Annotated in this window: 24 protein-coding genes; 14 read left to right on the top strand and 10 right to left on the bottom strand. The window is 75.6% G+C overall.

From position 1 onward, the window contains the following. Positions 1-78 precede the first annotated feature (78 nt). From QPK52_RS04565 to QPK52_RS04550, 4 genes are all read left to right on the top strand, one after another. Positions 79-1113 carry a saccharopine dehydrogenase family protein gene (locus tag QPK52_RS04565; RefSeq protein ID WP_410535719.1) on the top strand — a complete coding sequence of 345 codons (1035 nt, stop codon included), beginning with the start codon at positions 79-81 and terminating at the stop codon, positions 1111-1113. Between the two features lie 316 nt (positions 1114-1429). Continuing rightward, a complete protein-coding gene (locus QPK52_RS04560) occupies positions 1430-2425 on the top strand; it encodes an ABC transporter ATP-binding protein (RefSeq protein WP_410535717.1) in 996 nt (331 codons plus the stop codon). After that, positions 2422-3273, top strand: a complete 852-nt coding sequence (locus tag QPK52_RS04555; protein WP_410535716.1) for an ABC transporter permease — start codon at positions 2422-2424, stop codon at positions 3271-3273. The genes QPK52_RS04560 and QPK52_RS04555 overlap by 4 nt, the downstream gene beginning before the upstream one ends. 107 nt (positions 3274-3380) lie before the next feature. Next, complete coding sequence (locus tag QPK52_RS04550; RefSeq protein ID WP_410535714.1) at positions 3381-3902, top strand: DUF421 domain-containing protein; 522 nt, start codon at positions 3381-3383, stop codon at positions 3900-3902. A 39-nt stretch (positions 3903-3941) separates the two neighbouring features. Here the strand turns inward: QPK52_RS04550 and QPK52_RS04545 are convergent, their stop codons facing one another. Continuing rightward, positions 3942-4073: a hypothetical protein gene (locus QPK52_RS04545; RefSeq protein WP_410535713.1), complete on the bottom strand. Its 132-nt coding sequence runs from the start codon at positions 4071-4073 to the stop codon at positions 3942-3944. A gap of 170 nt (positions 4074-4243) precedes the next feature. On the opposite strand from QPK52_RS04545, the gene QPK52_RS04540 reads away from it, so the two are divergent. Together QPK52_RS04540 and QPK52_RS04535 are read left to right on the top strand one after the other, a co-directional pair. Then, positions 4244-4840 (top strand): dihydrofolate reductase family protein, encoded by a 597-nt coding sequence (locus QPK52_RS04540; protein ID WP_410535711.1) that lies wholly within the window; start codon positions 4244-4246, stop codon positions 4838-4840. Between the two features lie 349 nt (positions 4841-5189). After that, positions 5190-5438 carry a WhiB family transcriptional regulator gene (locus tag QPK52_RS04535; RefSeq protein WP_093656188.1) on the top strand — a complete coding sequence of 83 codons (249 nt, stop codon included), beginning with the start codon at positions 5190-5192 and terminating at the stop codon, positions 5436-5438. On the opposite strand, the gene QPK52_RS04530 is transcribed toward QPK52_RS04535, so the two are convergent. Both QPK52_RS04530 and QPK52_RS04525 read right to left on the bottom strand, forming a co-directional pair. Beyond that, positions 5422-5715: a hypothetical protein gene (locus QPK52_RS04530; protein ID WP_410535710.1), complete on the bottom strand. Its 294-nt coding sequence runs from the start codon at positions 5713-5715 to the stop codon at positions 5422-5424. The two genes, QPK52_RS04535 and QPK52_RS04530, sit on opposite strands and share 17 nt — an antisense overlap. 52 nt (positions 5716-5767) lie before the next feature. After that, positions 5768-6085 (bottom strand): trypco2 family protein, encoded by a 318-nt coding sequence (locus QPK52_RS04525; protein WP_410535709.1) that lies wholly within the window; start codon positions 6083-6085, stop codon positions 5768-5770. Positions 6086-6165: 80 nt separating this feature from the next. Here QPK52_RS04525 and QPK52_RS04520 point away from each other — a divergent pair, with 80 nt between their 5' ends. From QPK52_RS04520 to QPK52_RS04500, 5 genes are read left to right on the top strand one after another with little or no spacing between them, the layout of a single operon-like run. Continuing rightward, complete coding sequence (locus QPK52_RS04520; RefSeq protein WP_410535708.1) at positions 6166-7917, top strand: trypsin-like peptidase domain-containing protein; 1752 nt, start codon at positions 6166-6168, stop codon at positions 7915-7917. Next, positions 7914-10349 carry a tetratricopeptide repeat protein gene (locus tag QPK52_RS04515; protein WP_410535706.1) on the top strand — a complete coding sequence of 812 codons (2436 nt, stop codon included), beginning with the start codon at positions 7914-7916 and terminating at the stop codon, positions 10347-10349. The genes QPK52_RS04520 and QPK52_RS04515 overlap by 4 nt, the downstream gene beginning before the upstream one ends. Further along, complete coding sequence (locus tag QPK52_RS04510; protein WP_410535705.1) at positions 10346-12022, top strand: VWA domain-containing protein; 1677 nt, start codon at positions 10346-10348, stop codon at positions 12020-12022. Before QPK52_RS04515 ends, QPK52_RS04510 begins: the two co-directional genes overlap by 4 nt. After that, positions 12019-13002, top strand: a complete 984-nt coding sequence (locus QPK52_RS04505; protein WP_410535703.1) for a hypothetical protein — start codon at positions 12019-12021, stop codon at positions 13000-13002. Before QPK52_RS04510 ends, QPK52_RS04505 begins: the two co-directional genes overlap by 4 nt. Before the next feature lie 26 nt (positions 13003-13028). Next, positions 13029-14393: an ABC transporter substrate-binding protein gene (locus QPK52_RS04500; RefSeq protein ID WP_410535701.1), complete on the top strand. Its 1365-nt coding sequence runs from the start codon at positions 13029-13031 to the stop codon at positions 14391-14393. Between the two features lie 61 nt (positions 14394-14454). Here the strand turns inward: QPK52_RS04500 and QPK52_RS04495 are convergent, their stop codons facing one another. The 3 genes from QPK52_RS04495 to QPK52_RS04485 form a co-directional block, all read right to left on the bottom strand. Then, positions 14455-15672 (bottom strand): MAB_1171c family putative transporter, encoded by a 1218-nt coding sequence (locus tag QPK52_RS04495; protein ID WP_410535699.1) that lies wholly within the window; start codon positions 15670-15672, stop codon positions 14455-14457. Further along, entirely contained in the window at positions 15669-16232 is a 564-nt protein-coding gene (locus QPK52_RS04490) for a hypothetical protein (protein WP_410535697.1), read from the bottom strand. Before QPK52_RS04490 ends, QPK52_RS04495 begins: the two co-directional genes overlap by 4 nt. Positions 16233-16414: 182 nt before the next feature. After that, positions 16415-18052: an acyl-CoA dehydrogenase family protein gene (locus QPK52_RS04485; protein ID WP_410535695.1), complete on the bottom strand. Its 1638-nt coding sequence runs from the start codon at positions 18050-18052 to the stop codon at positions 16415-16417. 120 nt (positions 18053-18172) lie between these two features. On the opposite strand from QPK52_RS04485, the gene QPK52_RS04480 reads away from it, so the two are divergent. Then, positions 18173-19006, top strand: a complete 834-nt coding sequence (locus tag QPK52_RS04480) for a PaaX family transcriptional regulator C-terminal domain-containing protein (RefSeq protein ID WP_410535694.1) — start codon at positions 18173-18175, stop codon at positions 19004-19006. 144 nt (positions 19007-19150) lie between these two features. Here QPK52_RS04480 and QPK52_RS04475 read toward each other — a convergent pair whose 3' ends face one another. Further along, entirely contained in the window at positions 19151-20161 is a 1011-nt protein-coding gene (locus QPK52_RS04475; protein ID WP_410540199.1) for a DUF3048 domain-containing protein, read from the bottom strand. 343 nt (positions 20162-20504) lie between these two features. Between QPK52_RS04475 and QPK52_RS04470 the strand changes: the two genes are divergently transcribed. Then, the gene (locus QPK52_RS04470) at positions 20505-21317 is read left to right on the top strand and encodes a GNAT family N-acetyltransferase (protein ID WP_410540198.1); all 813 of its coding nucleotides are present in this window, start codon (positions 20505-20507) and stop codon (positions 21315-21317) included. 46 nt (positions 21318-21363) lie between these two features. Next, positions 21364-22278 carry a lysophospholipid acyltransferase family protein gene (locus QPK52_RS04465; RefSeq protein WP_410535692.1) on the top strand — a complete coding sequence of 305 codons (915 nt, stop codon included), beginning with the start codon at positions 21364-21366 and terminating at the stop codon, positions 22276-22278. Between the two features lie 24 nt (positions 22279-22302). Here QPK52_RS04465 and QPK52_RS04460 read toward each other — a convergent pair whose 3' ends face one another. Genes QPK52_RS04460 through QPK52_RS04450 form a run of 3 tightly spaced genes read right to left on the bottom strand, consistent with a single transcriptional unit; the run spans position 22303 to position 25855 of the window. Continuing rightward, the gene (locus tag QPK52_RS04460) at positions 22303-23754 is read right to left on the bottom strand and encodes a GH1 family beta-glucosidase (protein WP_410535691.1); all 1452 of its coding nucleotides are present in this window, start codon (positions 23752-23754) and stop codon (positions 22303-22305) included. After that, positions 23751-24830: an ABC transporter ATP-binding protein gene (locus QPK52_RS04455; protein ID WP_410535690.1), complete on the bottom strand. Its 1080-nt coding sequence runs from the start codon at positions 24828-24830 to the stop codon at positions 23751-23753. Before QPK52_RS04455 ends, QPK52_RS04460 begins: the two co-directional genes overlap by 4 nt. Beyond that, a complete protein-coding gene (locus tag QPK52_RS04450) occupies positions 24827-25855 on the bottom strand; it encodes an ABC transporter permease (RefSeq protein ID WP_410535689.1) in 1029 nt (342 codons plus the stop codon). Before QPK52_RS04450 ends, QPK52_RS04455 begins: the two co-directional genes overlap by 4 nt. Position 25856 lies beyond the last annotated feature (1 nt).

Raw genomic sequence — 25856 nt, 5'->3', positions numbered from 1 at the left:
ACACTCGTGCGGGGTGTCCGCCCCCGACAGGATGGCCACGACGGAACACGGCGGATCATTCGAGTACGGGGGGAACCCATGGGATCGGGACCCGAGGTGGCGGTGTACGGCGCGTACGGGCACACCGGACGCTTCGTGGTGGAGCGGCTGCGGGAGCGCGGGTTCGTCCCGGTCCTCTCCGGCCGTGACGCCGGCAAGCTGAGGACGATGGCGAGGGAGTCCGGATCCGGACCGGACGCCCGCCCGGCCTCGGTCGACGATCCTGCCTCGCTCGATCGCGCGCTGGCCGGCGCGGCGGCCGTGATCAACTGCGCCGGGCCCTTCGCCACGACCGCCGCCCCTGTGATCGAGGCGGCACTGCGCGCCGGGGTCCCGTACGTGGACGTGGCGGCCGAGATCGAGGCCAACGCCGACACGTTCGCGCACTTCACCGACCGCGCCCGCGCCGCGGGAGCGGTGGTCGTCCCCGCGATGGCCTTCTACGGCGGCCTCGGCGACCTGCTGGCCACCACCGCGATGGGCGACTGGACGGCGGCCGACGAGGTGCACATCGCGTACGGGCTGAGCGGCTGGCACCCCACCGCCGGGACGCGTGCCGCGGGCGCGGTCTCCCGGCAGCGGCGCGGCGGCCGGCGCGTCCGCTACGCGAACGGGCGGCTGGAGTACCGCCACGACAGCCCGCCCACCCTGGAGTGGCCCTTCCCCGAGCCGATGGGCACCCGCTCCGTCATCGGTGAGTTCACGATGGCCGACGTCGTCACCGTTCCCAGCCACCTGTCCGTCCCCGAGGTGCGCACGTACATGACGGTCGAGGCGGCCAGGGACGTGTCGGCTCCCGACACCCCCGCACCGACCGCGGCCGACGAGCGCGGGCGGTCCGCGCAGACCTTCCTCGTCGACGCCGTCGTACGCTCCGGCGGCGTCGAACGGCGCGCCGTGGCCAGGGGCCGGGACATCTACGCCGTCACCGCGCCGCTCGCCGTGGAAGCGGTCGACCGCATCCTCACGGGACGGACCAGGACGGCCGGTGTCGCCTCCGCCGGCGCGGTATTCGACGCGCCCGACTTCCTGCGCGCACTGTCCCCGCACATCACCTTGGACCCGCGCCCGTGACGGGCGGGTCGCCCTCCGCGTGAGCCGGTGCCTCCCGGCGCCTCGGGGGAGGACCCGGACTCCCGGCGGGCCCGGGACGGCCACGGGGGCGCCGCGGCCACTCCCGCCCGGCCGCGGCGTGTGCGTACGGCCGTACCGCTCGCCGAGAGGTGCGGCCGGGCCGGTTCGGTAGGGTGCCCGTCCGGGGAGGGCCCGGACGGCAGCCGCCGGACGGCGGCGGCCACAGCGGCAGGACGCGTCCCATGACCACGGACGCGGGCACGGCCTCCGGCCCCGACCCGGTAGAGCGGACCACCACAGAGACGGGGGAGAGCCGATGACGGCCGACCACGCCATACCCGGAGCCGGAACCGGGGGCAGCCCGCCGCCGGAGGGCGACACGGTCATCGACGTGCGGGACCTGCGGATGCGCTACCGCAGCCACGACGTGCTCAAGGGCGTGGGGTTCACGGCCCGCCGGGGCGAGGTCGTCGTACTGCTCGGCCCGAACGGCGCGGGCAAGACGACCACGATCGAGGTCCTGGAGGGCTTCCGGATGCGCTCGGCCGGTGACGTGACCGTCCTCGGCACCGACCCGGCCCACGGGGACGAGCGGTGGCGTGCGCGACTGGGCATCGTGCTGCAGTCCTGGCGAGACCACGGCAAGTGGCGGGTGCGGGAGCTGCTGGAGCACCTGGGCGCCTACTACGCGCCGTACTCCACCGACCTCGTCCGGCGCCCCTGGGACACCGACGAGCTCATCGCCGCCGTCGGCCTGGCCGAGCAGGCGCACAAGCGGGTCGCGACCCTGTCGGGCGGGCAGCGCAGGCGCCTCGACGTGGCCGTCGGCATCGTGGGCAGGCCCGAGCTGCTGTTCCTGGACGAGCCGACGGCCGGCCTGGACCCGGAGGCCAGGAACGAGTTCCACGGCCTGGTGCGCGGGCTCGCGGACGAGAGCACCACCGTGCTGATGACCACGCACGACCTCGCCGAGGCGGAGAAGCTCGCCGACCGGATCCTCATCCTGGCCGGCGGCCGGATCGTGGCCGACGGCCCGGCCGCGGAGCTGTCCCGGCAGGCCTCGGCCGAGGCCACCGTGCGCTGGACGCGGGACGGGCGGCCCTTCGAGCAGGCGACGGCCGAGCCCACGCGGTTCGTCCGCCGGCTGTTCGAGGAGCACGGTGACGCGATCGGCGGGCTGGAGGTGCGCCGGGCGAGCCTGGAGGACACCTATCTGACGATGGTGCGGGAGCTGGAGCTGGAGCGGGAGCTGGAGCCGGGCCGCGCCGGCGGCGGGCGGACGGCACACGTCTTCGGGGAGGGAGCGCGATGAACCCGGTGTGGTACGCGGCGAGGACGGGGCTGCGGCGCGGCTGGACGGAATTCAAGCAGACCTTCACCAGCGGCCAGGACGTGTTCGGGTACGTGCTCTGGACGGTCCTGCTCATCGTGCCGCTGTTCCTGGTCGGGGACGATCCCCTGGAGGGCGCGGGCATCTCGGCGGGCGCGTTCATGCTGCCGAGCATGCTGGGGATGACGCTCGCCTTCACCGGGATGATGACCACGGCGCAGCTCCTGGCGACCGAGCGCGAGGACGGCACGCTGCTGCGCGCCAAGGCCGTGCCACACGGCATGGTCGGCCATCTGGTCGGCAAGGTCGTCATGGTCTCGGGCACGGCCGTGGTCTCCATGGCGCTCCCCTTCGCCGTCGGCGTGTTCATGGTCGACGGGGTCGCCCAGCGGGGCGGAGGGGCGCTGCTGACGCTGGTGTGGGTGGTGCCCCTGGGCCTCCTGGCGACCCTGCCGACGGGCGCCGTCATCGGTTCGCTCGTCACCAGCCCGCGCACCGTCGGGCTGCTGATGCTCCCGGTGATGGGACTCGTGGTGATCTCCGGGATCTACTTCCCCCTGACGGAGCTGCCCGACTGGCTGCAGCTCGTCGCGCAGGTCTTCCCCGTCTACTGGCTCGGTCTCGGCCTCCGCGCCGCGCTGCTGCCCGCCGAGGCGGTCGCAGCCGAGATCGGCGAGTCATGGCGGTACCTGGAGACGGCGGGCGTACTGGGCGCCTGGGCGGTCGCCGGACTGCTCCTCGCGCCACCCGTCCTGCGCAGGATGGCCCGCCGGGAGTCCGGGGCCGCGATGGCGGAGCGGCACCGCAAGGCGATGCAGCGGGTCGTCTGACGGGAGCCCCGGCACGACGGGTCAGCGGGTCCCGTCCTCCGCTCGGAGGGCGGGACCGCCGCGCGTCGCGGACGGGGCGGCCGCCGCGACGGTGGTTGTCTCGGTGCATGCCCGACTGGAACACCCTCTTCGCCCCCAGCGTCCCCCTTCTGGAGCTCTTCCTGCGGGGCACGGTCACCTTCCTGCTGCTGATGGCGATGGTGCGCGTCGCCGGACAGCGCGAGGCCGGCGGTCTCGGGATCACCGACGTCTTCCTCGTGGTGCTGGTCGGCCAGGCGGTCGCCCCCGGCCTGGTGGGGAAGAGCAGCTCCATCGCGGACGGCGTCCTGCTGGCCGCCACGGTCGTCTGCTGGAGCCTGGTGCTGGACGCCGCCGCCTACCGGTGGCCCCGCCTGGCCCGCGTCATCAAGTCCCGCCCCCGGCCGCTGATCGAGGACGGCCGCCTCAGCCGCAAGGTCATGCGGCGCGAGATGATGACCGAGGGCGAGATCATGACCCAGCTGCGGCTGCACGGGATCGAGGACGTCTCACAGGTCCGGCGCGCCTACCTCGAACCGAACGGGATGATCAGCATCCTCCGCCGCGGCGGCGGGGAACCCGACGAACCGCCCCGCCCCGCAGGGCTGTGAGACGGCGGAGGGCCGCCGGGGCTCCAGCCGGCAGGAAGTTCACCGCACGGCGAGCAGGGCGGAGAACAGGGCCGAGCCGCCGAGGACCAGGGTCTGGACGGTGAAGGCGATCCATGCCCTCACCCGGAAGGCCGGTACGGCCGTGAGCACCGCCACAGGCCGGTCGTTCACGGCTCTGCCGCCGCGCCGGGCCGACGGCTGCGCGAACGCCCGTGGGATTCGGCGGAACGGCACCCGCGCGACCGGCCCGGTGCGATGATCGCCGAGCGGCCCCGAACCCCGGCACGCCACCCGGCGGCCCGGGCCGCACCGCGGCAGCGGACCGACAGAAGGGAACCAGTGTGCGCAGACTCGTCTACCACGTCGCCATCACCCCCGACGGCTTCATCGCGGGCCCGGACGGCGCGGACCCCACCGGCCCGAACGGCTTCTGGCCCATAGCGGAGGACTACGTCCAGCACCTCGTGGCCGAGTACCCGGAGACACTGCCCGCGCAGGCCCGGCAGGCGCTGTCCGTCACCGCGGAGGGCACGCGCTTCGACACCGTGCTCGAAGGCAGGCGCAGCTACGAGATCGGCCTGGCGGCCGGGGTCACCGACGCCTACCCCCACCTGCGTCACCTGGTCTTCTCCCGGAGCATGACCGAGAGCCCGGACCCGGCCGTCGAACTCGTCGCCGACGACCCGGTGGCGACCGTCCGGGAGCTCAAACGGCAGGACGGCAAGGACATCTGGCTGGTCGGCGGCGCCGAACTGGCCGGCTCCCTCTACACCGAGATCGACATGCTGATCCTCAAGGTCGCTCCGCTGACCATCGGCGACGGGATCCCGATGTTCTCCCGCAAGGCCTCCTTCGATCCGCGTGCCTGGACACTCACCGACCACACCGTCCTCGGCAGCGGCGCGGTGATCCTCACCTACACGCGTGCCGCGGGCTGACACGCCCGGCGCTTCGCCGTGTGCGCGATGAACGCGTCGACGTGGGGCGCCCGCCGGCGGTCGCCGGTCTCCGGCAGCACCATCGAACCGCTGAGGCCCGCATGCCCCCCTCGCGGCCGGCTTCCCCGGGCCGACGGCGAATTCGAGGGGGCTTTCCGGTCACGGCCCGCACCCGGACAGGACCCGACCCAGCCCGTACACGACACGTCGGCGGGCGGACACGCCCGGTGGGCGAACCCTGGGGCGCACGTGTGCGGGAAGTGGCAGGGTGAGAGCCGGCGAGGGCTTGTCAGCGCTCGTTGATCGGACGTTGACGGAACGTTGATCGGCGCCGGGCAGGCTCCCTGGCATGGCAATTGATTACTCCGGTCCGGTCGGACAGCTGACCGGATGGTGGGAGCGCGCGCTGTGCGCGCAGATCGGCTCCGAGCCCTTCTTCCCGGAGCCGGGCAGAACACCCGTGGACGCCAAGAAGATCTGTCAGTCGTGCGAGGGGCGCATCGAGTGCCTGGAGTACGCCCTCGCCAACGACGAGCGCTACGGGGTGTGGGGCGGGCTGTCGGAGGAGGAGCGGCGCAGACTCAGGCGCAGCGCCTGACGTCCGCGCGGAACGGGGCGAGGCAGCCGGTGCGCAGGTCGCATCCTTCACTGAAGGCGCGCTCGCCGAACCGGACCGGTCCGTCCAGGCTGCGGACCGGTCCGGCCACGCGGGCCCTCGCCATGGCCCGGCCGAGGTCGCGGGTGGGGTTACGGAAACAGCCGCGCGTGGTGTGGAGCAGCACCTCGTCGCCCCCGGCCGGGGCGGCGGACCGGCCGGGGGCCATGCGCCGGGCGGTGACGACCCAGCTCGGAGCGTCCCGGTCACCGATGACCACGAGGTGCGTCGCTGCCGCGGGGAAACCCCGGCGGGGCGCGCGGCAGGCCGGATCAGTCGTCCGGCTCCCCGCCCACCAGATAGGTGCCGCCCCCGCGGTGGGGGGTCAGCTCCACCTGCACCCGGTGCGTGGTGTCCCGGCTGAGCCCGCCGCCCAGATCGGCCGTGACGACACCGATGCGCACGCCGGCGCGGCCACTGCCCTCGCGGCGGACCTGGACGGCCATCTCCAGGCACACCCTGTCCACGGCGAAACGCAGCCCGTCGCCGGCGGCGTCGCCCTCGCGCTGCGCCGCAGCCAGATCCGCGCGGACCTGCCGGATCACATCGGCCAGACCGATGTCGCTGCCGCGGTCGTCCGAGCCCACCATGCCCCAACCCCCTTGCCGCTCTCACCGATTGACACCGAGAGACTACAGAGAGACGCGACCCGGGCGTATGCTGCGGCCCCATGGGGGACCGCACGGGGGACGGTGTCGCGCAGGGGACGCGGGGGATGGCGTGGCTGGTGCGCATCCGCTCGCAGGACACGCGCGCGGTCATCGGCTCGGGCGTGCTGCTGGGCGGGGACACGGTGCTGACGTGCGCCCATGTGCTGCCCGACCGCACCTCCCCGGTCGTCGTGGAGTTCCCCGAGATCGAGGGGGCGGCCGGTTCCACCGCCACCGTCGCCGACGGCTGCTGGTTCCCCCGGCGCGGCGAGGACCGCGCGGACCTGGCCCTGCTGCGGGTGCACCGCCCGCCGCCCGGCGGCCACTCCGCGCCGCTGCTGCGGGCGGCGATGCGGGACATGCGGGTGGAGATGTGCGGCTACGCCGACTCCGTGCGGCACGCCCGGGGCGCGGCGCTCGCGGCCACGGTGAGCCTGCCCTTCGGCGAGCGCGTACAGCTCAACGTCGCCCCCGAGCACCTGCCGCGGCGCGGGTTCAGCGGCGGCCCGGTACTGGACATGCAGGACCCGCCCGGGGTGCTGGGCATCACGGTCACCGCCTCCGCGGAGTCCGGACGGCTCGCACCGCTGACGATGGCGCACATGATCCCCGTCGAGACCGTCCTCAACTACCTGCCCCGGCTGGGCGGTTGTGTCCAGGGCCCGCCGGGCGTGGAGCCGTCCGTGGTCCGGGGCGGCCCGCCCGCGAGGCTGGACGAGCCGGACTACGCGGAGCGGCTCGCCGCCTGGCTGGCGGACAGGGACGGGCGTCCCCCGGTCTACGTCACCGAGGTCCGGCCGGGCTCCGGCCGCGACCGCACCCTGCGGCGCGCCCTGACCCTGGCCGACCGGGAGTTGTCGGCGGACGCGCCGGCCGCGGGCTCCACCGACCCCGAGTCCACCGTGCCCCCGGTCGGCAGCCTCGACCTGGCCGTCGACGTACGGAACGAGGCACCGGAGAAGGCGGCGGTCCGGATCGCCGAGCGCATGAACCTCAAGGGGAGCGACCCGGCGCGGGTCCTGGAGCGGCTGAGGGAGGTGCGCACGCCGCTGACCGTGGCGGTGCTGGGCGTGGACGGGTGCGCCGATCCGGCCCGGCTGCTGGAACTGTGCGGCGAGTTCGCCGAACGCGGCTGCCGGCTGCTGCTGGTCTTCCACCGGGCCGGCACCCGGATCGACCAGCGGGCCGAGGAGGACCTGGTGCTGCGGCACCGCATGGGCGCCCTGGCCGGCCGGCTGGAGGCGCTCGACGCGCGGCTGCGGGACCTGGCCCGCGCCGGCGCCCGGCTGTCGGGGGTGGACTACCCCGGCCCGGCCGTGACCCGGCTGCACATGGACCTGGCCTGGCTGCGGCACGCCCACCGCACCGGCGCCGACCTGGACCGGCGGCGGCTCTCCGGTGCGCTGGAGGGGCTGCGGCGCCGTACGAGCCGGGCCGAGAGGGCGGTGGAGAGCGCGTGGGAGGCGGCCGAGCGGGGGTACGGGCGGCGGGCGGAGCTGAGGGGGGAGCTGCGGGCCTACCGCCGGCTGGCCGTGCGGCACGGCCGGATCGAGGACATCGCGCTCGACCGTGAGTACCGGGCGGCCCACGAGGCGCTGCACACGGGCCCGTTCGAGGCGGAGAGCGCGGCGCGTGCGGTGGCCGGCTACACGGGCGCGGTCCGCCGCGTGCTGGGCTGGCCGCCGGAGGCCGGCGGTCCGGAGGCCGGCGGTCCGGAGGCGGGGGAGCGGGGCCCGGAGGGCGCCCGGGAGGCGGAGGGAGGCGTACGGTGAACGGACGCGGCACGGCCGACCGCACAGACCACGGGGCGGGCCACGGCACCGGCCACGGGGGGCCGGCCGACGAGCGCCGCCGCCTGCTGGCCCTGCCTCCGCTGCCACCGCCCGGCGATCCGGCCGCCCTCGTCCTGACCGACCCCGTACCGCCCCTGGACGGCCGCCCCTGCGGCAAGTGCGGAAACCCGGTCGGCAGGCCCTACCGGGGCATGCCCGCCCGGCAGGAGGGCTACTGCCCGCGCTGCGGCACCCGCTACTCGCTGCGCCCCCAGCTCGGGGAGGGGGAACTGCTCGACGGCGGGCGCTACGAGGTGCGCGGCCCGCTGGCCCACGGCGGCCTGGGCTGGGTCTACCTGGCGGTCGACACCCGGCTGCGCAACCGCCCCATCGTCCTCAAGGGCGTGCTCAACCCGCACGACGACGAGGCGCGGGAGAGCATGCTGGAGGAACGCAACCAGATGATCGCCGTCAGCCACGAGTCGATCGTGCGCATCCTCGACTACGTGCACCACCGGCCCGGCGACGGCGGGATCGACGCCGACTACATCGTGATGGAGTACGTCGGCGGCAAGTCCCTCCAGGAGGTGCTGGACGAGACCGCGCGGGGCCTGCGCCCGCTCGGCCCCGACGAGCCCCTGACCCTGGAGCACGTCGCACGCTACGGGTGCCAGATCCTGGACGCCCTGGCGGCACTGCACGAACAGGGCCTGGTGCACAGCGACATGAAGCCCGCCAACGTCATCCACCGCGGCACCCGCGTGGTCCTCATCGACCTGGGCGGCGCGCGGCGGCCGGACGGCCCCGCCCGCCGCGCCCCCGTCATCACCCCGGACTACGCGGCGCCCGAGGTGCGTTCCGGGGGCGGGCCCACCGTCGCGCACGACATCCACACCGTCGGCCGGACGCTGGAGGAGCTGGCCGGGGCCGCGGTGGACGGTGCTCCCGGAGCTCAGGGCACCGGACTGGGCCACATCTCCTTCCACCGGCTGGTGGAGCGCGCCACCGACCGGGACCCTGCGCGCCGGTTCTCCTCCGCCGCCGAGATGTCCGGCCAACTGGAAGGGGTGCTCAGGGAGTTGCTGTCGCTCCGGACAGGGCGCCCGTACAACCGGCCCTCCGACGTCTTCGAGCCCACCCCCACCTTGCTGGACGCCGGCCTCGGCACCGTGCCCGGACTGGAGAGCTGGCGGGACCGCCGGGTGCGGGACTACCGGCGGACCGTCACCGCACCCGTCCTGCGCCCGGGCCGGCCCGCCCCCTCCGCCGTCGCCGCCGGACTGCCCGCCCCGCTGCCGCGCCCCGACGACCCGGCGGCCGTCCAGCTGCGCATGCCCGGGCCCACGGATCCGCGGGCGGTCGTACGGCAGTTGGAGAGACTTCTGGGCGGGGACGGCCCGGGCACGAGCGCGGAGGTCCGGCTGCGGCTGTGCCGGGCCCATCTGGCGGCGCGGGAGGAGCTGCCGCCGGAGCACACCAGGGACCGCGGCAGGGAGCTGGACGGGGCGGAACGGCGGCTGCGGGAGGCCGAGGCGGCCTTGGGGGTGGCGCCGGACGCGCGGCCGGCCCCCGACTGGCGCATCGCCTGGCACCGCGGCCTGCTCCGCCTCGCCCGGGAGGAAGTGGAGCGCGCGGAGGGGCACTTCGCCGAGGTCTACGGCGCGCTGCCGGGCGAGTACGCCCCCAAGCTGGCGCTCGGCTACTGCGCTGAGCACCGCGGCGAACCGGAGCGGGCCGAGCGCTTCTACCACGCGGTGTGGCGGCGCAACCCGCAGCAGGGCAGCGCCGCCTTCGGTCTGGCCCGGGTCCATCTGGCCCGGGGCGACCGCGAGCGCGCGGCCGAGGTGCTCGACGGTGTGGCGTCCACCTCGCGGCACTACGACGCCGCCCGGATCGCGGCGGTGCGCATCCGCGCCGCCCGGCTGGCGCCGGGGCCCGGGGACCGGTCCGGCGGCCTGCCCGACTGGCGCGGACTGGCGGCCGTACGGGAGGAGCTGCCCGGTCTGGAGCTCGACGGCGGTGCCGACGTCGGGCCCGAACGCACCCGGCTGACCGCCGAGATCCGCGAGTGGGCGCTGGACTGGATCCAGCGGGTCGCCGGCGGCGTACGGGAGGCGGGCGGCACCGGCGCGGGCGGCGTCTGGGAGGAGGACCGCGCGCACCTGGCGGAGCTGACCGGCGAGCTGTTCGGCGGGGGCCCGGGGGAGCCGCCCACCGAGCGGGGGCTGCGCACGCTGCTGTCGTGGTCCTTCCACGACCTCGCACGGCTGCCCGGCACCACTGCCGAGCAGCACGAGCACCTCGAGGACTGCTCCAACGCGGTCTTCCCCCGCACCTGGTTCGTCCGGCCGGGCGGCCGCCGCGACCGCCGTGCCGGCCCCCGGACGGCTCCGCGGACGAACCCCAGGACGAGCGGGGAGCCGGCCCGATGACCGGCACCGGGCGGGAGCCCACCGAGGGGAGGGCGGACGGGCCGGAGAACGGGCCGCGGACCGGGGCGGCGGCCCCCGGCCGCCCGCGCGTCGACATGTCGGTGGAGACCGCCCACGAGCAGTACGTCGCCGACCGGGCCGGCGGCGCGCCCGGCGGCGGCCACGAGGTGCAGGTGTTGGTGAGGCTCAGGGCGGAGGGACTGGACGCCACCGTGCCGCGCCGCCCCCCGGAGCGCTCCGAGGTCATCGTCATCGACTGCTCGGGCTCCATGGGACACCCCTCCGTCCGCAAGATCGCCGCCGCCCGCAGAGCGGCCGCGGCGGCGATCGAGATGCTTCCGGACGGCACCCACTTCGCCCTGGTGGAGGGGACGGACACCGCCCGGGTCGTCCATCCGCGCCGCGACCCGGCCTCGCCCGCCACCGTCGCCGCCTCGCCCGCCTCCCGAGCCGACGGCGCCCGCGCCGCCCGTGCGCTGGAGGCCCACGGCGGCACCCGGATCTCCTCCTGGCTGTCGCTGACCCGCAGACTGCTCACCGCGCGCCCCGGCGCCGCCTTCCGGCACGCCCTGCTGCTCACCGACGGCATGGACCAGCACGGCCGGGCCGAGGAGCTGCGGCGCGTACTGGACGACTGCGCGGGCGAGTTCGTCTGCGACGCGCTCGGCATCGGCGAGGGCTGGGACGCCGAGCAGCTCAGGGGGATCGCCGACCGGCTGCACGGGCGGGTGGAGGCGGTCGTCGACGACCCACCGGACGCGGGCCTCCCGGGCGCGGGCTCCCCCGACGCGGAGGGTTCCGGCCCGGACGGCGCCGGCACGGACGGCGAGGGGCTCGGCGAGCAGCTCACCCGGCTCTTCCGCGAACTGGTCGGAGCCTCCACGCGCAGGACGCTGGCCGGGCTCACCCTGGCCGTGCACACCGGGCCGCAGGCGTCGGTCGCCCTCTTCCGCCAGGTCAACCCGACGGTGCTGGACCTGACCGGCACCGCCGTGCGCGACGGCGGCCGGACGCTCCTGCCCACCGGGGCGTGGGGCGACGAGACCCGGTGGTACGAACTGCGGCTGCGCGTGGACCCCGGCCACCCGTCCGTCCGTGGGATGCGGGAGGCGCGGATCGCCTCCCTGCGGCTGGAGACCGAGGACGCCGCGGGCGTGGTGCTGCCGCGCGAGGAGCAGATCACCGTCCGGTGGGTCGCGGAGGCGCCGCCGACCGACCTCGGCGCCGCCGGACGCCACTTCCGGCGCTACACCGAGCTGGAGGAGGCCACCCGCGCCGGCTGCGCGGCCCTGGGCCGGCACGACGTCCCCTCGGCCGAGCGGGAGCTGGGCCGCGCGGTGCGCCTGGCGTACGAGCTGAACGACGCCGCGCACCTCGCCCGGCTGCGCGCGCTGGTGACGGTGGAGAACGCGGCCGTCGGCCTGGTGCGCGTCCGCGACGCCGTCGACCCCGGCCATCTGCGGAAGCTGATCGCCAGGAGCAGCCGCACCGCGCCCCCGCCGCGGGCGGGCGGCGCCGCGCCCTCGCCTCCGGGGACGCCCCGGGACGTCCCCGGAGGCGAGGGCGGCGGGCACAGCGAGAAGCCGCCCGTGTGCTGCCGCCGGTGTGCGGAGTGGGTGCGCCCGGACAGGTTCTGCGAGAGCTGCGGGCACCCCCTGGAGGAGGAGCGGTGATCGGCACCCGGCGGCTGCTGGTGGCCCAGCTGGTCTCGCTGGTGGTGCTGGCCCTGCTCGCGGCGGCCGTGCTGTTCGCCGCCTACGACGACACCCACCGCCGCCCCGCCGCCGTCCGGGACCGGACCGCGCCGGCCGTGCTGGAGGTCGCCGCCGCCCGCGGCGCACTGGTCGACGCCCACCTCGCCGCCCGCGAGTACCTGGCCTCCGAACTGGTCGACGGCACCAGCACCGACGAGAGGTACCGCACCTACATGGCGGCGGCCACCCAGAGCCTGTCGCAGATAGCCGACCGGCAGGTCGCGGGGGAGGAGGGCAAGCGGGAGCTGAGCACCGTCATCGCCCTGCTCATGGTCTACCAGGAGGCCGTCGCCCGGGCGATCGAGCACGCGGAGGACGAGGTGCTGAGCGAGGCGTGGAGCGCGAGCGCCGACACCATCATCAACCGCGGGGGGACCGGCATCCTCTCCAGGCTCGACGACCTCCAGCGCGACCAGCTCAGGAGGCTGCGGGAGCAGACGGAGCTCACCGACGCCCGGCGTGAGCTGTGGCGGGCGGCGGTCGCGGCCCCGCTCCTGCCGCTGCTGGCGCTGGCCGTGGCGCAGTGGCAGCTCCAGCGGCGCTTCCCCCAGCGGCTGAACCCCTTCCTGCTGCTGGCCTGCGCGGTCCTGCTGGCCTCCTGGCTGCCGGTGAGTTGGGCGCAGGACACCCAGAACGGGCTGGACGAGGCCCGCCGGGAGCTGGTGGCGGTCGCCGGGCCGCAGCAGGGGACGAAGGCGCACGGGGAGGCGCCCAGGGGGGAGCCGGAGGAGACCAGGGCCGCCGTCACCGGCGCGCGCACCGGGGTGGAGGAGGTCCTGGACGCGACGTCCGGGAGCGAGCGGAGGGCGGTGCTCATACCGCTCGGGGGCGCCGCGGTCGCGCTGCTGTCCTGGGCAGGGCTGCAACGGCATCTGAGCCAGTACAGGTTCCGGTCGTGAGGAGGGTACGTGGGAGGGGAGGGCGCGTGAGGAGCGTGCGCGGGGCGCGGACCGGCAGGCCTGTGCGTGGGGGGCGTACGGCCGCCCTCGGCGCGCTGTCCCTGCTCCTGGCCCTGGCGGGCCCGGTGGGCTGCGCCCGCGACGCCGCGGAACCCCGCCGCGCCCTGACCGTCCTCGGCCCGTGGACGGGAGGGGAACAGGAATCCTTCGAGGAACTGCTCGACCTGTTCGAGGCCGAGCAGGGCGTCTCCGTCGAGTACCAGGGCACCACCGCGACCCGCGAGGTGCTGCTCTCCGGCCTGCTGGCCGGCGACCCTCCCGACGTCGCCGTCCTGCCCGTCCTCGGCGATCTGGTCGACTACGAGCGCGAGGGCTTCCTGGAGCCCCTGGAGGAAGGGGTCGTCGACGAGGAGAAGTACGACGGCGGACCCTGGCTGGCACAGCCCGCCGGGATGGACGAACGCCACTGGATCCCGGTGAAGGTCGACCTCAAGAGCATCGTCTGGCACGAGAAGGGCAGGCAGCCGGACCCCTCGCGCGCGGACGCGGAGCGCTGGTGCGTCGGCATGGGCTCCGACGCCACCTCCGGCTGGCCCGGCAGCGACTGGATCGAGGACATCCTCCTCCAGCAGTCCGGCCCCGATGCCTACGAGGAGTGGGCGGCCGGTGAGATGGCGTGGACGGACGGCCCCGTGGTGCGGGCCTGGCGGACCTGGGGCGAGTTCATGTCCGGGGACGGAGGAAGGACGGCCCGTGAAGCGCTGACCACCGACCACCGGGGCCCGGAGGGCGGAAACGGGCTGCTCTTCGGCACGGGCCCGGGCGGCGGCTGCGAACTGGAGCACCAGGGCAGCTTCGCCCGCCATCTGTACGGGCCCAGGGCCCCGGAGGCGGATTTCGTCCCCTCACCCCGGCTGCTGCCCGGGGCCGCCGACCGCGACGGCCGCGACCGGGAGGTCTCCGCGGACTTCGCGGCGATGTTCCGCGAGAGCCCCGAGGCCCAGGAGCTGATGCGCTTCCTGGCCTCCCTGGAGGCGCAGCGGGTCTGGGCGAAGGACGAGGAGGGCTGGGCCAGGGGCGAGATCCCCTTCTTCTCCGCCCACGAGGACGTGGGCGAGGAGAGCTACCCCGCCGGCGGCAGGGACACCGTCAGCCGCCGTATCGTGCGGGAGCTCGGGAGGGCCGGAAGGCTCTGCCTGGACGCCTCGGACGTCATGCCGCCCACGATCCGCCGCCTCTTCTACGAGAAGGCCCTGGAGTTCCTCGCCGACCCGGGGCAGGATCCGGCCGGGCTGCTGCAGCGGATCCAGGAGGTCCAGGAGGAGTCCGAGTGGCAGTTCCGGCAGCGGTTCCGGCGGGAGCCCGAGCGGCTGGACCGGATCTGCCGGTGACCGGCCGCACCCTCGCACCGCGCCGCCTCTCGCACCGCGCCGCTCCCTCACGCCGCGTCCCTCACACCGCGTCCCGCCCGGCGCGCTCCACGGCCCGCAGCGCCCGCGACAGCGCCAGCAGCCGCTCCACGTCGGCGTCCAGGCCGCCTTCGGCCGGTACGGCCACGGGCACCGCGGAGGTGTCCACCGGGCGGCCCGCGGCGTGCGCCCGCAGCGCCTCCCGCAGCCGCGGCGCCAGCCGCTCCGGTGGCACCGCACCCTCCGCCCCGGCACCGTCCCCGTCGACGCCACTGCTCCCGCCCTCGTCGCCGCTTCCGCCGTCCAGCGCGGCGAGGTAGGGGCTGACGCGCACCAGGCCGTCGCGGCACTCGATGGCCCGCCGGTAGTAGCGGCGGTGCACCCCGCGCGGGCTCAGCGCGTCGCGCCAGCGCCGCGCCGGCACCCGGTGCAGCGCGTCCTCGGGGAACTGCCGGTGCAGCGCCGTCCACAGCGGCTCCAGCCCGCGGTACGCCCGCAGGTGCCGCCACCACACGCGCAGCGCGGCCAGCCGCATCACCGCGGCCGGATAGGTGATGCCGGCCAGGATCAGCACGATGCCCGGCAGCAGGAAGAACACCGCCCCGAACCAGCCCAGCGTCGTCTCCGCGGCGCCCGCGGTGTCCAGCGACCCGGGCGCGCCGTCGCCGCCGGCCCAGCGCATCAGCACCGCCGGGACGAACAAGGCGTCGGCCACGACGACGGCGGCCATGCCCCAGGAGGTGATCCGCAGTCCGCGCGCCAGCCGGGGCTCGGCGATGCGCGCGTAGCGCCGGGTCCATATCCAGCCCAGGGCGAAGCCGACGGCGAGGTAGAGGTCGGCCGTCACGAAGAACACCGCCACGCCGGTGACGGTGTGGTCCCGGGTGCGGGTGCCCGCGGGGGTGGCCGCCACCGCGGCGATGAGGACGGCGACCGCGCCCATCAGCGCCAGCGCGTACCAGCCGGCGCGCCTGCGGGCCCGGGCGGGCTCCAGCGCGGAGAAGAGGTAGAAGCAGACCATGCAGTTGACCGCGGCCAGCACCAGGATGTGCTGGACCAGCCGGGACGTCATGGGCGCCAGCCCCAGGAACACCTCCTCGCGGTCGGCGGCCAGTCCGAAGGGGTACGCCGCGGCCCAGCAGGCGATCAGCCCGGTCACCGCCCACAGCGGCACGTCGCGCGGCGCCCGCGTCAGCCGGTGGGCCATCCAGGCCAGCACCAGGAACGAGCCCACTCCGTACAGGGTCAGCAGCAGGCTCACAGCCACCCCAGCCGGTCGCCGAGGGCGGCGCCGATGCGCTCCGCGGTGGCATCGGCGGACGACCGCGGGACCACCTGGTCCAGTACCGAGGCCCACTCCAGGATGATCGTGGCCACCGTCTCGGCCTCCCGCTCCTGCACGCTGTCGTAGGCGGTCCGGCGCAGCGCCCGCCGTACGGCGTCCGGGTCGAGGTCGAGTTCGGGGATCTCGCCGGGGGCGAGGTGCTCGGTGCCGCGGCGCAGCGCGGTCAGCAGCTCCTCCTCGTGGCGGTCGGGGCGGCCGCCGTGGTGGTCGGCCAGCATGTGGCCGAGCTCGTGGAGGATGATGTGGCGCTGATGGGCGCCGCTGGTCTGCTGCTGGTAGACGATGTAGTCGGCCGCGGGAGCGCCGATCCACATGCCGAACGGGCCCGGAACGGGGATCGGGTGGGGTACGAGTCTCAGGGGCCTGCCGCGCCGCCGCTCCACACGGCGGCAGAGTTCGGTCACGTCCAGGGGCGGCCGGATGTCCAGTTCGTTGAGCAGCCGCCTGCACCGCCGGCGCAGTTCCCGTTCCTTCACGGTGAGCGGTCCCCCTCGTCCGTCGTGGGCGGTCGCGGCTGCGGTGCGGGCCGTGCCGGAACCGGGCCGGAGCGGCGCCGGCCGTTCGGCCGGCGGCAACGGCCGCTGCAGGCACAGAGGTTGGCAGGAAGAGGGGCGGGGAGTCCAGCCGCGGGGGCGGTGCGTCGCGGCGGCCGCCTCCGTCACCGCGTCCGGGCACGCTCCAGGATCGCGCCGAGACCGGCGCCCGCCGGGAGCGTGCCGAAGGCGTACCCCCAGTCGCCGCCCAGCCGGGAGGCGCAGAACGCGTCGGCGACCGCCGGGTGGCTGTGGCGCACCAGCAGGCTGCCCTGGAGGACGAGCGCCAGGCGCTCGGCGAAGGCACGGGCGCGCAGTTGCGCGCCGACCGGGTCCTTCAGCTCCGGCAGCATGGCCCGCACCCCGGCGGCGGCCGAGTCCAGGCGGGCGTCGGCTCCGGAGGCGGCGTCCACCTCGGCCAGGACGGCGTCCAGACCGGCCGGCTCCCTGGCCAGGGCGCGCAGCACGTCCAGGGCGGCGACGTTGCCCGAGCCCTCCCAGATCGACAGCAGCGGCGCCTCGCGGTACAGGCGGGGCATGCCCGACTCCTCGACGTAGCCGTTGCCGCCCAGGCACTCCAGCGCCTCGGCGGCGTGCGTGCTGCCGCGCTTGCACACCCAGTACTTGGACACGGCCAGGGCCAGCCGGCGGAAGGCGGCCTCCGACTCGTCCCCGGCGTGCGCGGCGTCCACGGCCGCCGCCAGCCGCAGCCCCAGGGTGGTGGCGGCCTCCGACTCGATCGCCAGGTCGGCCAGGACCGAGCGCATCAGGGGCTGGTCGGCCAGCCTGGCGCCGAAAGCCCGCCGGTGGGCGGTGTGGTGCAGGGCCTGGCGCAGTCCGGCGCGCATGCCGGCGGCCGTGCCCAGGACGCAGTCCAGGCGCGTCATGTTGACCATCTCCACGATGGTGCGCACCCCGCGGCCCGCCTCGCCGACCGGCCAGGCGACGGCACCGTCGTACTCGACCTCGGCGGAGGCGTTGGAGCGGTTGCCCAGCTTGTCCTTCAGCCGTTGCAGGTGCATGGCGTTGCGGGTGCCGTCGGGCAGCACGCGCGGCAGCAGGAAGCAGGTCAGGCCCTCGGGAGCCTGTGCCAGCACCAGGAAGACGTCGCTCATCGGCGCGGAGGTGAACCACTTGTGGCCGGTGAGCCGGTAGCCGCCGTCGCCTGCGGGGACGGCCTCGGTGGTGTTGGCCCGCACGTCCGAGCCGCCCTGCTTCTCGGTCATCGACATGCCCGCGATCAGCCCGGACTTGCCCAGCGGCGGGCGCAGCCCGAAGTCGTAGGAGCGGGCGGTCAGCAGTGGTTCGTAGACGGCGGCCAGGTCCGGCTGGGCGCGCAGCGCGGGGACGGCCGCGTACGTCATGGAGACCGGGCAGCCGTGCCCGGCCTCGGCCTGGGACCACAGGTGGAACTTGGCGGCGCGCACCAGATGGGCGCCGGGGCGGGAGTCGGCCCAGGGCGCGGCGTGCAGCCCGTGCTCGACGGCGGTGGCCATCAGGTGGTGCCAGGCGGGGTGGAACTCCACCTCGTCCACGCGGTGGCCGTAGCGGTCGTGGGTGCGCAGGCGCGGCGGGGCCTCCTCGGCCGCCCGGGCCCAGTCCTGCACCTCCGGGGCACCGGCCAGCGCGCCCAGCTCCCGGATCTCGGCCTCGCCCCACTGCGCGCCGTGGCGGCGCAGGGCCTCGAAGACGGCGGGGTCGTCCGCCGCGGTGAAGCCGGTCAGCGGCGGGGGCTGGTTGATCACTTCATGGGTGGCGCTCACGGCGGCCTCCGAAGGCGGCGGGGCGGCGGGGGACGGGCGGTGCCCGGCACACCGACATTACAGATTCCACATGCGTGACGGAAGTCTGTAATGCGCCGGGCGGTTAGGATCACGGAAACCATGAACGGCACAGACGACGCGGAAGGCCCCGGCGGCACCCGCGCAACCCGCGACGGCACCCGCGCCGGAGCCCACGGTGATCGCGGCGCCCGGGCGCTCGCCCTGCGTCCCCTGACGGCCCGCTCGATCGTGCTCAGCACCCTGCTCGGCCACCACCCGCCCGCCCTGCCCGCCAGAGCCCTGGTGCGGGTCGGCGAACTCTTCGGGATCGCGGAGGGCACGGTACGGGTGGCGCTGTCGCGGATGGTCGCGGCCGGGGACCTGGCCCAGACCGCCGACGGCTCGTACGGCCTCACCGCGCGCCTGCTGGAACGCCAGGCCCGCCAGGACGACAGCCGCGCACCCCGCACCCGCGACTGGCGGGGGGAGTGGGAGATCGCCGTCGTCACCGCCGAGCGCCGGGCCGCGGCCGACCGGGGCGCCCTGCGCCAGGCGATGGCCGCCCTGCGCCTGGCCGAACTGCGCGAGGGCACCTGGCTGCGCCCCGCCAACCTGCTGCGGCCCCGCCCGCCCGTCGTCACCGAGCAGTGCACCCTGCTGACCGGCGCCCCCGACGGCGATCCGGCCGAACTCGCCGCCGCGCTGTGGGACCTGGACGGCTGGGCGGCGCGGGCCCGCGCCCTGACGGCCGCCGCCGACGCCGCGGCGGAGGCCGGCGACCCGGCCCGGCGCTTCACCGTCTCGGCCGCCGTCCTGCGCCATCTGCTCGCCGATCCCCTGCTCCCGGCCGCCCTGCTGCCCGGCGACTGGCCGGGCGCGGCGCTGCGCGCCCGCTACGACGCCTTCGAGGCCGATCTCCGCGCCGTCCTGCGGCGCCACATCGCACCGGGCTAGCGCACCGCACCGCACCGGATCGGACGGTGCGGCACGGCACGGCACGGCACGGGAGGAGTGCAGGGCACGGCGGGTGCCCGCACCGCTCGGCCGCCGGCTCCCGCCGCCCGGGCCTGACGTCCGCGCGTGGCGCCCCGGCGCGCCTCAGCGCGGGGCGAGCACCACCCACACCTGCCCCTCGGCGAAGGTCATCGGATCGCCGTCCGGCGTGGTGAACCCCGTGCCGCTCTCCGCCGACGGCCGGGACCAGCGCGCCTCGTACGCCCGGCCGCCGCGCAGCACCGTCGCCTCGCCGGAACCGACCGTCTCCGAGTACGGGCTGACGCTGCCGCCGCGGTCGCTGAAGCGGGAGTCGCGGATCTCCACGCGCTGGACGACGACCGTGGGGGCCCCGAGCCGGCCGCCGTCGGTGGTGGTCGCCTCCTGGCCGTCGATGGACACCAGCCAGCGGTCGTGCTCGGCCGACCAGGTGAAGGCGTACCGGACGGCCGGGAAGCGGACGGCCTCCTCGGTGTCGGCCCGGCCGCCCTGCGGCGCCGCGCCGAAGCGGAAGCCGATGTCGGAGGCGCCGCTCACTCCGTCGGGGGCCTCGCGCAGGGCGGCCCGGGGATCCAGGTACATGTTGTGCGGGGCGGAGCGGTCCGCGCTGCGCGAGTAGGCGCCGGGCGCCTCGCCGGGCGGCATCAGGTGGAGCGGGGACGCCTCCAGCACCGGCACCAGCTTCGACTGCGCCCCGGAGTAGGCCAGCGCCGGCTCGCCGAACTGCCGCAGCAGCTCGATGTCGGACTCCCGGGCGCTGCGCACCGGCCCGACGGTGGGCGGCAGGTCGGAGGAGTACACGGCCAGCAGCCGGGTCAGCCCCGACTCGACCTGCTCCACATAGACGATGTCGGCCCGCTCCAGCCCCGTCTGGGGGCGCGCGGCCGCCACGTTGTCGATCTTCACGGCGAGCACCGGCGCCGAGGCGTCGGCCACGCTCTCACCGGTGAAGGGGGAGCGGCCGTTCTGCTCCCCGCCGCCGTCACCGTCTCCGGCCCCCGGGCAGCCCGTCAGCAGCGCGGCGCACGCCACCGCCGCCGCCAGCGCCCGGACCCGCGCCCGTACGGCCCGCCGCCCGGTGCCCGGCCCGCCGCCCGAGGCCCGCCCCGTCCGCATCGTCCGCATCACTCGCCGTCCCTCCGGCCGGGCGCCGCCGCGCCGCCTGGTGACCTCTCACTCCATCCCTTGACCGGGACGGGCGGTTTCATGTCCCTCTGCCCCGCGCGGGTGACGCGGCACCGTCCGCGCTCCGTACGCGCCGGGGGCGTGTGTTCAGTCGGCGCACATCCCCGCTCCCCGGAGTGGTCACGCGGAGTCCAGCCGACCCGGCGAAGAAAGGGGGAGAGCCGGTCCCGCCGTACGACGGACCGGCGATCCACTGCCGCCCGGACCAGGAGGACCCGCCGTGTCCGCTTCCGCCGTGCCAGCCGTACCCGCCACCCTTCCCACCCTCCCCGGCATCCCCGCCCAGCCCTCCTCCGCACCCGCATCCGCACCCACGCCGGCCCCCGCACCCGCGCCTTCCGGCGACGGGTACACCGTCTCCCTCGCCCGCGACGAGGCGGACGTACGGGCCGCGCAGCGCCTGCGGTACGAGGTCTTCGCCGGCGAGCTGGGAGCCCGCCTCGCCGGCCCCGAACCGGGCCTGGACACCGACCCCTTCGACGCCTACTGCGACCACCTCCTGGTACGTGAGCGGGCGACCGGGGATGTGGTGGGCACCTACCGGCTGCTGCCGCCGGAGCGGGCGCGTGTGGCCGGACGGCTGTACGCCGAGGGCGAGTTCGAGCTGGACGGTCTGCTGGACGGCGCCGGTCTGCGCGGCGACCTGGTGGAGGCGGGCCGCTCCTGCGTCCACCCCGACCACCGCGACGGCGCCGTCATCGCCCTGATGTGGGCGGGCATAGCCCGCTACCTGAAGCGCAGCGGGCACAACTGGCTCGGCGGATGCTGCTCCCTGCCGCTGGCCGACGGCGGGGCGACGGCCGCCGCCGTGTGGGCGGCGGTCGCCGAGCGGCACCTCGCCCCCGCCGAGTACCGGGTGCGCCCCCGGCTGCCCTGGCGCGCCGGGGACGTGGAGCCGGCGCCGGGCGCCGCCTCCCGCACCGCGCTGCCGCCGCTGCTGCGCGGCTATCTGCGCCTGGGCGCCAAGGTCTGCGGGGAACCCGCCCACGACCCGGACTTCGGCGTCGCCGATCTGTACGTGCTGCTGTCGCTGCGCGACACCAACCCGCGCTACCTGCGGCACTTCCTCTCCCTCCTCCCGGCCTGACGGAACCGGCGGCGGAATGAACCGGAGGGTGGGGGAAGGAGGAGCGATGGGCGCACCGGAGCGGGCGGAGCCCCGGGCGAACCCCTGGTTCCCGTTCTCGCCGTGCACCGTGGCCGGCTGCCTGCCCCGCCGCCCGGCGGCTGCCGGGACGGTGCGGCGGTCGGCGCGCTGGGCGGCCCTGGCCGCCGTTCTGTCGGCGGGGGTGGCGCTGTCACCGATGGTGCGCCGCCTCGCGCCGGCCCGCCGCGCGGTGCTGGTGCGGCGGTGGTGCGGTGCGATCGCCACCGCGCTGGGGGTGCGGGTCCGCGTCACGGGCGGGCCCGCCGCCGGTCCGGCGCTGGTGGTGGCCAACCACGTCTCCTGGCTGGACGTACCGCTGCTGGCCGCCGTGGCGCCGGGCCGGATGGTGGCCAAGCGGGAGGTCGGACGGTATCCGGTGCTGGGGCGGCTGGCCGCCCGCGGAGGGACCCTGTTCATCGACCGCGAGCGGCTGCGGTCCCTGCCGGGGACGGTCGCGGAGGTCGCCGGGGCGCTGCGCGCGGGCTCGACCGTGGTGGCCTTCCCCGAGGGCAGCACCCGGTGCGGCAGGGAACTGGGGCCGTTCCACAGAGCGCTGTTCCAGGCCGCGTTGGAGGCCGGGGTCCCCGTACAGCCGGTGGCGATCCGCTACCGGGCGCACAGCACGGCGGACACGGCGGACACGGCGGGCGGGCCAGGCGTGACGGACACGGCGGAGGCGGTGGACACGCGGGCCGCCTTCGTCGGCGACGACGCACTGGCCGCCTCGCTGCGCCGGGTGGCCGCCGCCCGGGGCCTGGTCGCCGAGGTGACCGTACTGCCGCCGCTGCCGCCCGGCGCCCACCCCGACCGCCGCGCGCTGGCCTCCGCCGCACGGGAGGCGGTGGAGGCGGCCCTGGGCACGGGCGCGCGGGCGGCGGCGGCCTGGTCCCCGGCGGCCTGATCCCCGCCCGCCGCCGCCCGCGCGTCAGCCCGCGGCGGCCTGGTCCCCGCCGGCCCGGCCCGCGGCCCGGCGGGTCAGACGGATCGTGTCCCGGTACCACAGTCCGCTGTCCTTGACGGTCCGGCGCTGGGTCTCGTAGTCGACGTGGACCAGACCGAACCTCTTGGCGTACCCGTAGGCCCACTCGAAGTTGTCCATCAGCGACCAGGCGAAGTAGCCGCGCACGTCCGCCCCGGCGCTCCGGGCCGCCGCCACCGCGCGGATGTGGTCGGCGAGGTAGGCGGTGCGGTCGGCGTCGTGCACCGCCCCGTCGGCCGGCGGCTCGTCGTCGAAGGCGGCGCCGTTCTCGGTGATCACCGTCGGCAGCCCGTAGTCCTCCTGCAGCCGCACCAGCAGCTCGGTCAGGCGCTCGGGGACGATCTCCCAGTCCATCGCCGTGCGCGGCCGGCCCTGCGGGACGACCCGTGTCACCGGCAGCCCGTCCTCACCGGTCGTGGAGCCGTCCTCGGCGGTGCCCGAGAAGACGTGGCCGGAGTAGAAGTTGACGCCGAGCACGTCCAGCGGTGTGGAGATCGCCTCCAGATCGCCGTCCTCCACGGGCAGTGTCACCCCCCTGGCGGCCAGGTCCTCCACCACGTCGTGCGGATAGCGCCCGTGCACCAGCGGGTCCAGGTAGAGCCGGGTGCCCATGCCGTCGGCCCGGCGCGCGGCGGCCCGGTCGGCCTCGCTGTCGCTCGCCGGGGTGGCGGTGCCCAGGTTGAGGGTGATGCCCAGCTCCTCGGGCGGGTTCCCGGCGGCGCGCAGCCGCCGGGCGGCCAGCCCGTGGCCGAGCAGCAGGTGGTGGACGGCCCGCATGGAGTCGCCGAAGTCCCTCCGGCCGGGCGCGTGCACCCCCTGGTCGTAGCCGAGCACCGCCGAGCACCACGGCTCGTTCAGCGTCGTCCAGTGCCGGACGCGGTCGCCGAGGGCGTCGTGGGCGATCTCCGCGTAGTCGGCGAACCGGTACGCGGTGTCGCGCTCCGGCCAGCCGCCCGCGTCCTCCAGCTCCTGGGGCAGGTCCCAGTGGTAGAGGGTGACCCACGGGGTGACGCCGCGGTCCAGCAGCTCGTCGACCAGCCGGTCGTAGAAGGCGATGCCGCGCGGGTTGCCCTTCCCGCGGCCGCCCGGCTGGATGCGCGGCCACGCCAGTGAGAAGCGGTAGGTGTCCACGCCCAGGGAGGCGATCAGCTCCACGTCCTGCGGCATCCGGTGGTAGTGGTCGCAGGCGGTGTCGCCGTTCTCGCCGCCGGCCACGGCTCCGGGAACGCGGCAGAAGGTGTCCCAGATGGAGGGGGTGCGGCCGTCCTCGTCGACCGCGCCCTCGATCTGGTACGAGGAGGTGGCCACCCCCCAGCGGAAGTCCGCGGGCAGCCCGGCGACCGGCTCGGCGGCGGGGGAGGTGGCGGTCGAGGTCGGCGCGGAAGTGGTGGCGGTCATGATTCTCCAGATCGGCGGTCGTCGTTCAGCCAGCAGGCGACGCTGCGGCCGGTGTCTGTGTCGGTACCGGTGTCGGTACCGGTGTCGGTCACGGGCGCCAGACGAGGCGTGTGCAGCCCGCAGGGCTCGAAGGCCTTCGGGCAGCGGGGGTGGAAGGCGCAGCCGGACGGCATGGCCCGCAGGTCCGGCGGGGAGCCGGGTATGCCGGTCAGCTCGCGGCGCGGGCCGTGCAGCGCGGGGAAGGAGTGCAGCAGCCCGTGGCTGTACGGGTGGCGGGGGTCGCGGTAGATGTCGGCGGCCCCGGCCTGCTCCACGACCCGGCCGCCGTACATGATGGCGATCCGGTCGGAGAACTCGATCAGCAGCGAGATGTCGTGGGTGATGAAGACGACCGAGAAGTCCAGCTCCTCGCGCAGCCGCACGAGCTGCCGCAGGATCTGGCGCTGCATCACCACGTCCAGCGCGGTGGTCGGTTCGTCCATGACGACGATCTCCGGCTCCAGGGCCAGCGCCATCGCGATCATCACCCGCTGCCGCATCCCGCCCGAGAGCTGGTGCGGGTAGGCGCCCAGCCGGTCGGGGGAGATCCCCACCAGCGACAGCAGCTCCCGCGCCCGCCCGGTGCGCTCCTCCCGGGACATCCGCGGCCGGTGGGCCTTCAGGACGTCGGTGAGCTGGGTGCGGACGGTGTGGACGGGGTTGAGGGAGTTCATCGCCCCCTGGAAGACGATGGAGACCTCCTGCCAGCGGAACGCCCGGAGTTCCTGCGGGGTCATGGCCAGCACGTCCACCGGCCCGCCCTCGCGCGGGTGGTAGCGCACGTCCCCGCCGGTGATCACCCCGGGCGGGGAGAGCAGCCGGGTGACGGCGTAGGCCAGGGTGGACTTGCCCGAGCCGGACTCGCCGGCCAGGCCCAGCACCTCGCCGCGGCGCAGCGTCAGGTCCACGTCGTGCAGGGCCCGCACCGCGCCGTCCCCGACGCCGTAGTCGACGGACAGACCGCCGATCTCCAGCACGGGCGGCCGCGTCGAGGCGTGCGGCGGGGCGCTCACGGGGGAGGTGGCCGATGTGCTCATACGGGGGTCTCCTCGGTCTCGCGCGCCCCGCCCGCTTTCCCCGCGGGCTCCGCCCCGCCGCGCGGGGCGCGGGCGACAGGGGTGAAGCCGACCCGCATCCGGGCCCCGCCCCGGACGCGTACGGCGGTGCGCAGCCGGGGGTTGACGAACTCGTCGATGCCGAAGTTGATCAGCGTCAGCGCCGTGCCCAGCAGCGCGATGCACAGTCCGGCGGGCACGAACCACCACCACGCGCCCTGGCCGAGCGCCTGGTTGCTCTGCGCCCAGAACAGGATGGTCCCCCAGTTCCAGTGGGAGATGTCGGCCACGCCGATGAAGGCCAGGGTGATCTCCGACAGCACCGCGAAGATCACCGTTCCGACGAATCCGGAGGCGATGACGGCGGTCAGGTTCGGCAGGATCTCGAAGACGATGATCCGCCAGGTGGACTCGCCCGTGGCCCGTGCGGCCTGGACGTAGTCCCGTCCGCGCAGCGACATGGTCTGCGCGCGCAGCACCCGGGCTCCCCAGGCCCACGCGGTGAGGCTGATGACCACCGCGATGATCACGTCGCCGGAGTCCGGCAGGAAGCTGGCGATGATGATGATCAGCGGCAGTCCGGGCAGGACGAGGAAGATGTTGGTGAACGCGGAGAGCACCTCGTCGCCGATGCCGGACAGGAAGCCGGAGCTCACCCCGACCAGCACCGACAGCAGCGTCGCGAAGAAGCCCGCGACGAAGCCCACCACGAGCACCCCGCGGGTGCCCACCAGCACCTGCGAGAAGATGTCCTGCCCGGTCTGCGTGGTGCCGAACGGGTGCTCCCAGGAAGGCGGCTGGAGCACGTCGTCGCTCATCGCGGACGGGTCGTACGGGGCCAGCCACTCGCCGGCGACGGCGAGCAGGACGAACAGGCCCAGGATCGCCAGCCCGGTGGCGGTCTTGCCGTTGCGCAGGAAGCGCAGCCGGTCGCGGCGGGCCGCGGGCGGGGCGGCGGCGGGGACGGTGCCGATGGGGGCGGTGCTTTCGGACGCCTGTACGGCCATG

The organism is Streptomyces sp. KL2 (assembly GCF_046529545.1).
Classification (GTDB): domain Bacteria; phylum Actinomycetota; class Actinomycetes; order Streptomycetales; family Streptomycetaceae; genus Streptomyces; species Streptomyces radiopugnans.
The sequence above is the reverse complement of the archived record's forward strand: the minus strand, read 5'-3'. Positions and strand labels throughout refer to the sequence as shown.

What these genes read in the sequence shown, in the direction of transcription:
- QPK52_RS04475 (WP_410540199.1), bottom strand. Translation starts at nt 20,161, where the DNA reads ATGCGGACGGGGCGGGCCTCGGGCGGCGGGCCGGGCACCGGGCGGCGG.
- QPK52_RS04555 (WP_410535716.1), top strand. Translation starts at nt 2,422, where the DNA reads ATGAACCCGGTGTGGTACGCGGCGAGGACGGGGCTGCGGCGCGGCTGG.
- QPK52_RS04520 (WP_410535708.1), top strand. Translation starts at nt 6,166, where the DNA reads ATGGGGGACCGCACGGGGGACGGTGTCGCGCAGGGGACGCGGGGGATG.
- QPK52_RS04550 (WP_410535714.1), top strand. Translation starts at nt 3,381, where the DNA reads ATGCCCGACTGGAACACCCTCTTCGCCCCCAGCGTCCCCCTTCTGGAG.
- QPK52_RS04480 (WP_410535694.1), top strand. Translation starts at nt 18,173, where the DNA reads ATGAACGGCACAGACGACGCGGAAGGCCCCGGCGGCACCCGCGCAACC.
- QPK52_RS04465 (WP_410535692.1), top strand. Translation starts at nt 21,364, where the DNA reads ATGGGCGCACCGGAGCGGGCGGAGCCCCGGGCGAACCCCTGGTTCCCG.
- QPK52_RS04535 (WP_093656188.1), top strand. Translation starts at nt 5,190, where the DNA reads ATGGCAATTGATTACTCCGGTCCGGTCGGACAGCTGACCGGATGGTGG.
- QPK52_RS04560 (WP_410535717.1), top strand. Translation starts at nt 1,430, where the DNA reads ATGACGGCCGACCACGCCATACCCGGAGCCGGAACCGGGGGCAGCCCG.
- QPK52_RS04455 (WP_410535690.1), bottom strand. Translation starts at nt 24,830, where the DNA reads ATGAGCACATCGGCCACCTCCCCCGTGAGCGCCCCGCCGCACGCCTCG.
- QPK52_RS04450 (WP_410535689.1), bottom strand. Translation starts at nt 25,855, where the DNA reads ATGGCCGTACAGGCGTCCGAAAGCACCGCCCCCATCGGCACCGTCCCC.
- QPK52_RS04460 (WP_410535691.1), bottom strand. Translation starts at nt 23,754, where the DNA reads ATGACCGCCACCACTTCCGCGCCGACCTCGACCGCCACCTCCCCCGCC.
- QPK52_RS04525 (WP_410535709.1), bottom strand. Translation starts at nt 6,085, where the DNA reads ATGGTGGGCTCGGACGACCGCGGCAGCGACATCGGTCTGGCCGATGTG.
- QPK52_RS04510 (WP_410535705.1), top strand. Translation starts at nt 10,346, where the DNA reads ATGACCGGCACCGGGCGGGAGCCCACCGAGGGGAGGGCGGACGGGCCG.
- QPK52_RS04565 (WP_410535719.1), top strand. Translation starts at nt 79, where the DNA reads ATGGGATCGGGACCCGAGGTGGCGGTGTACGGCGCGTACGGGCACACC.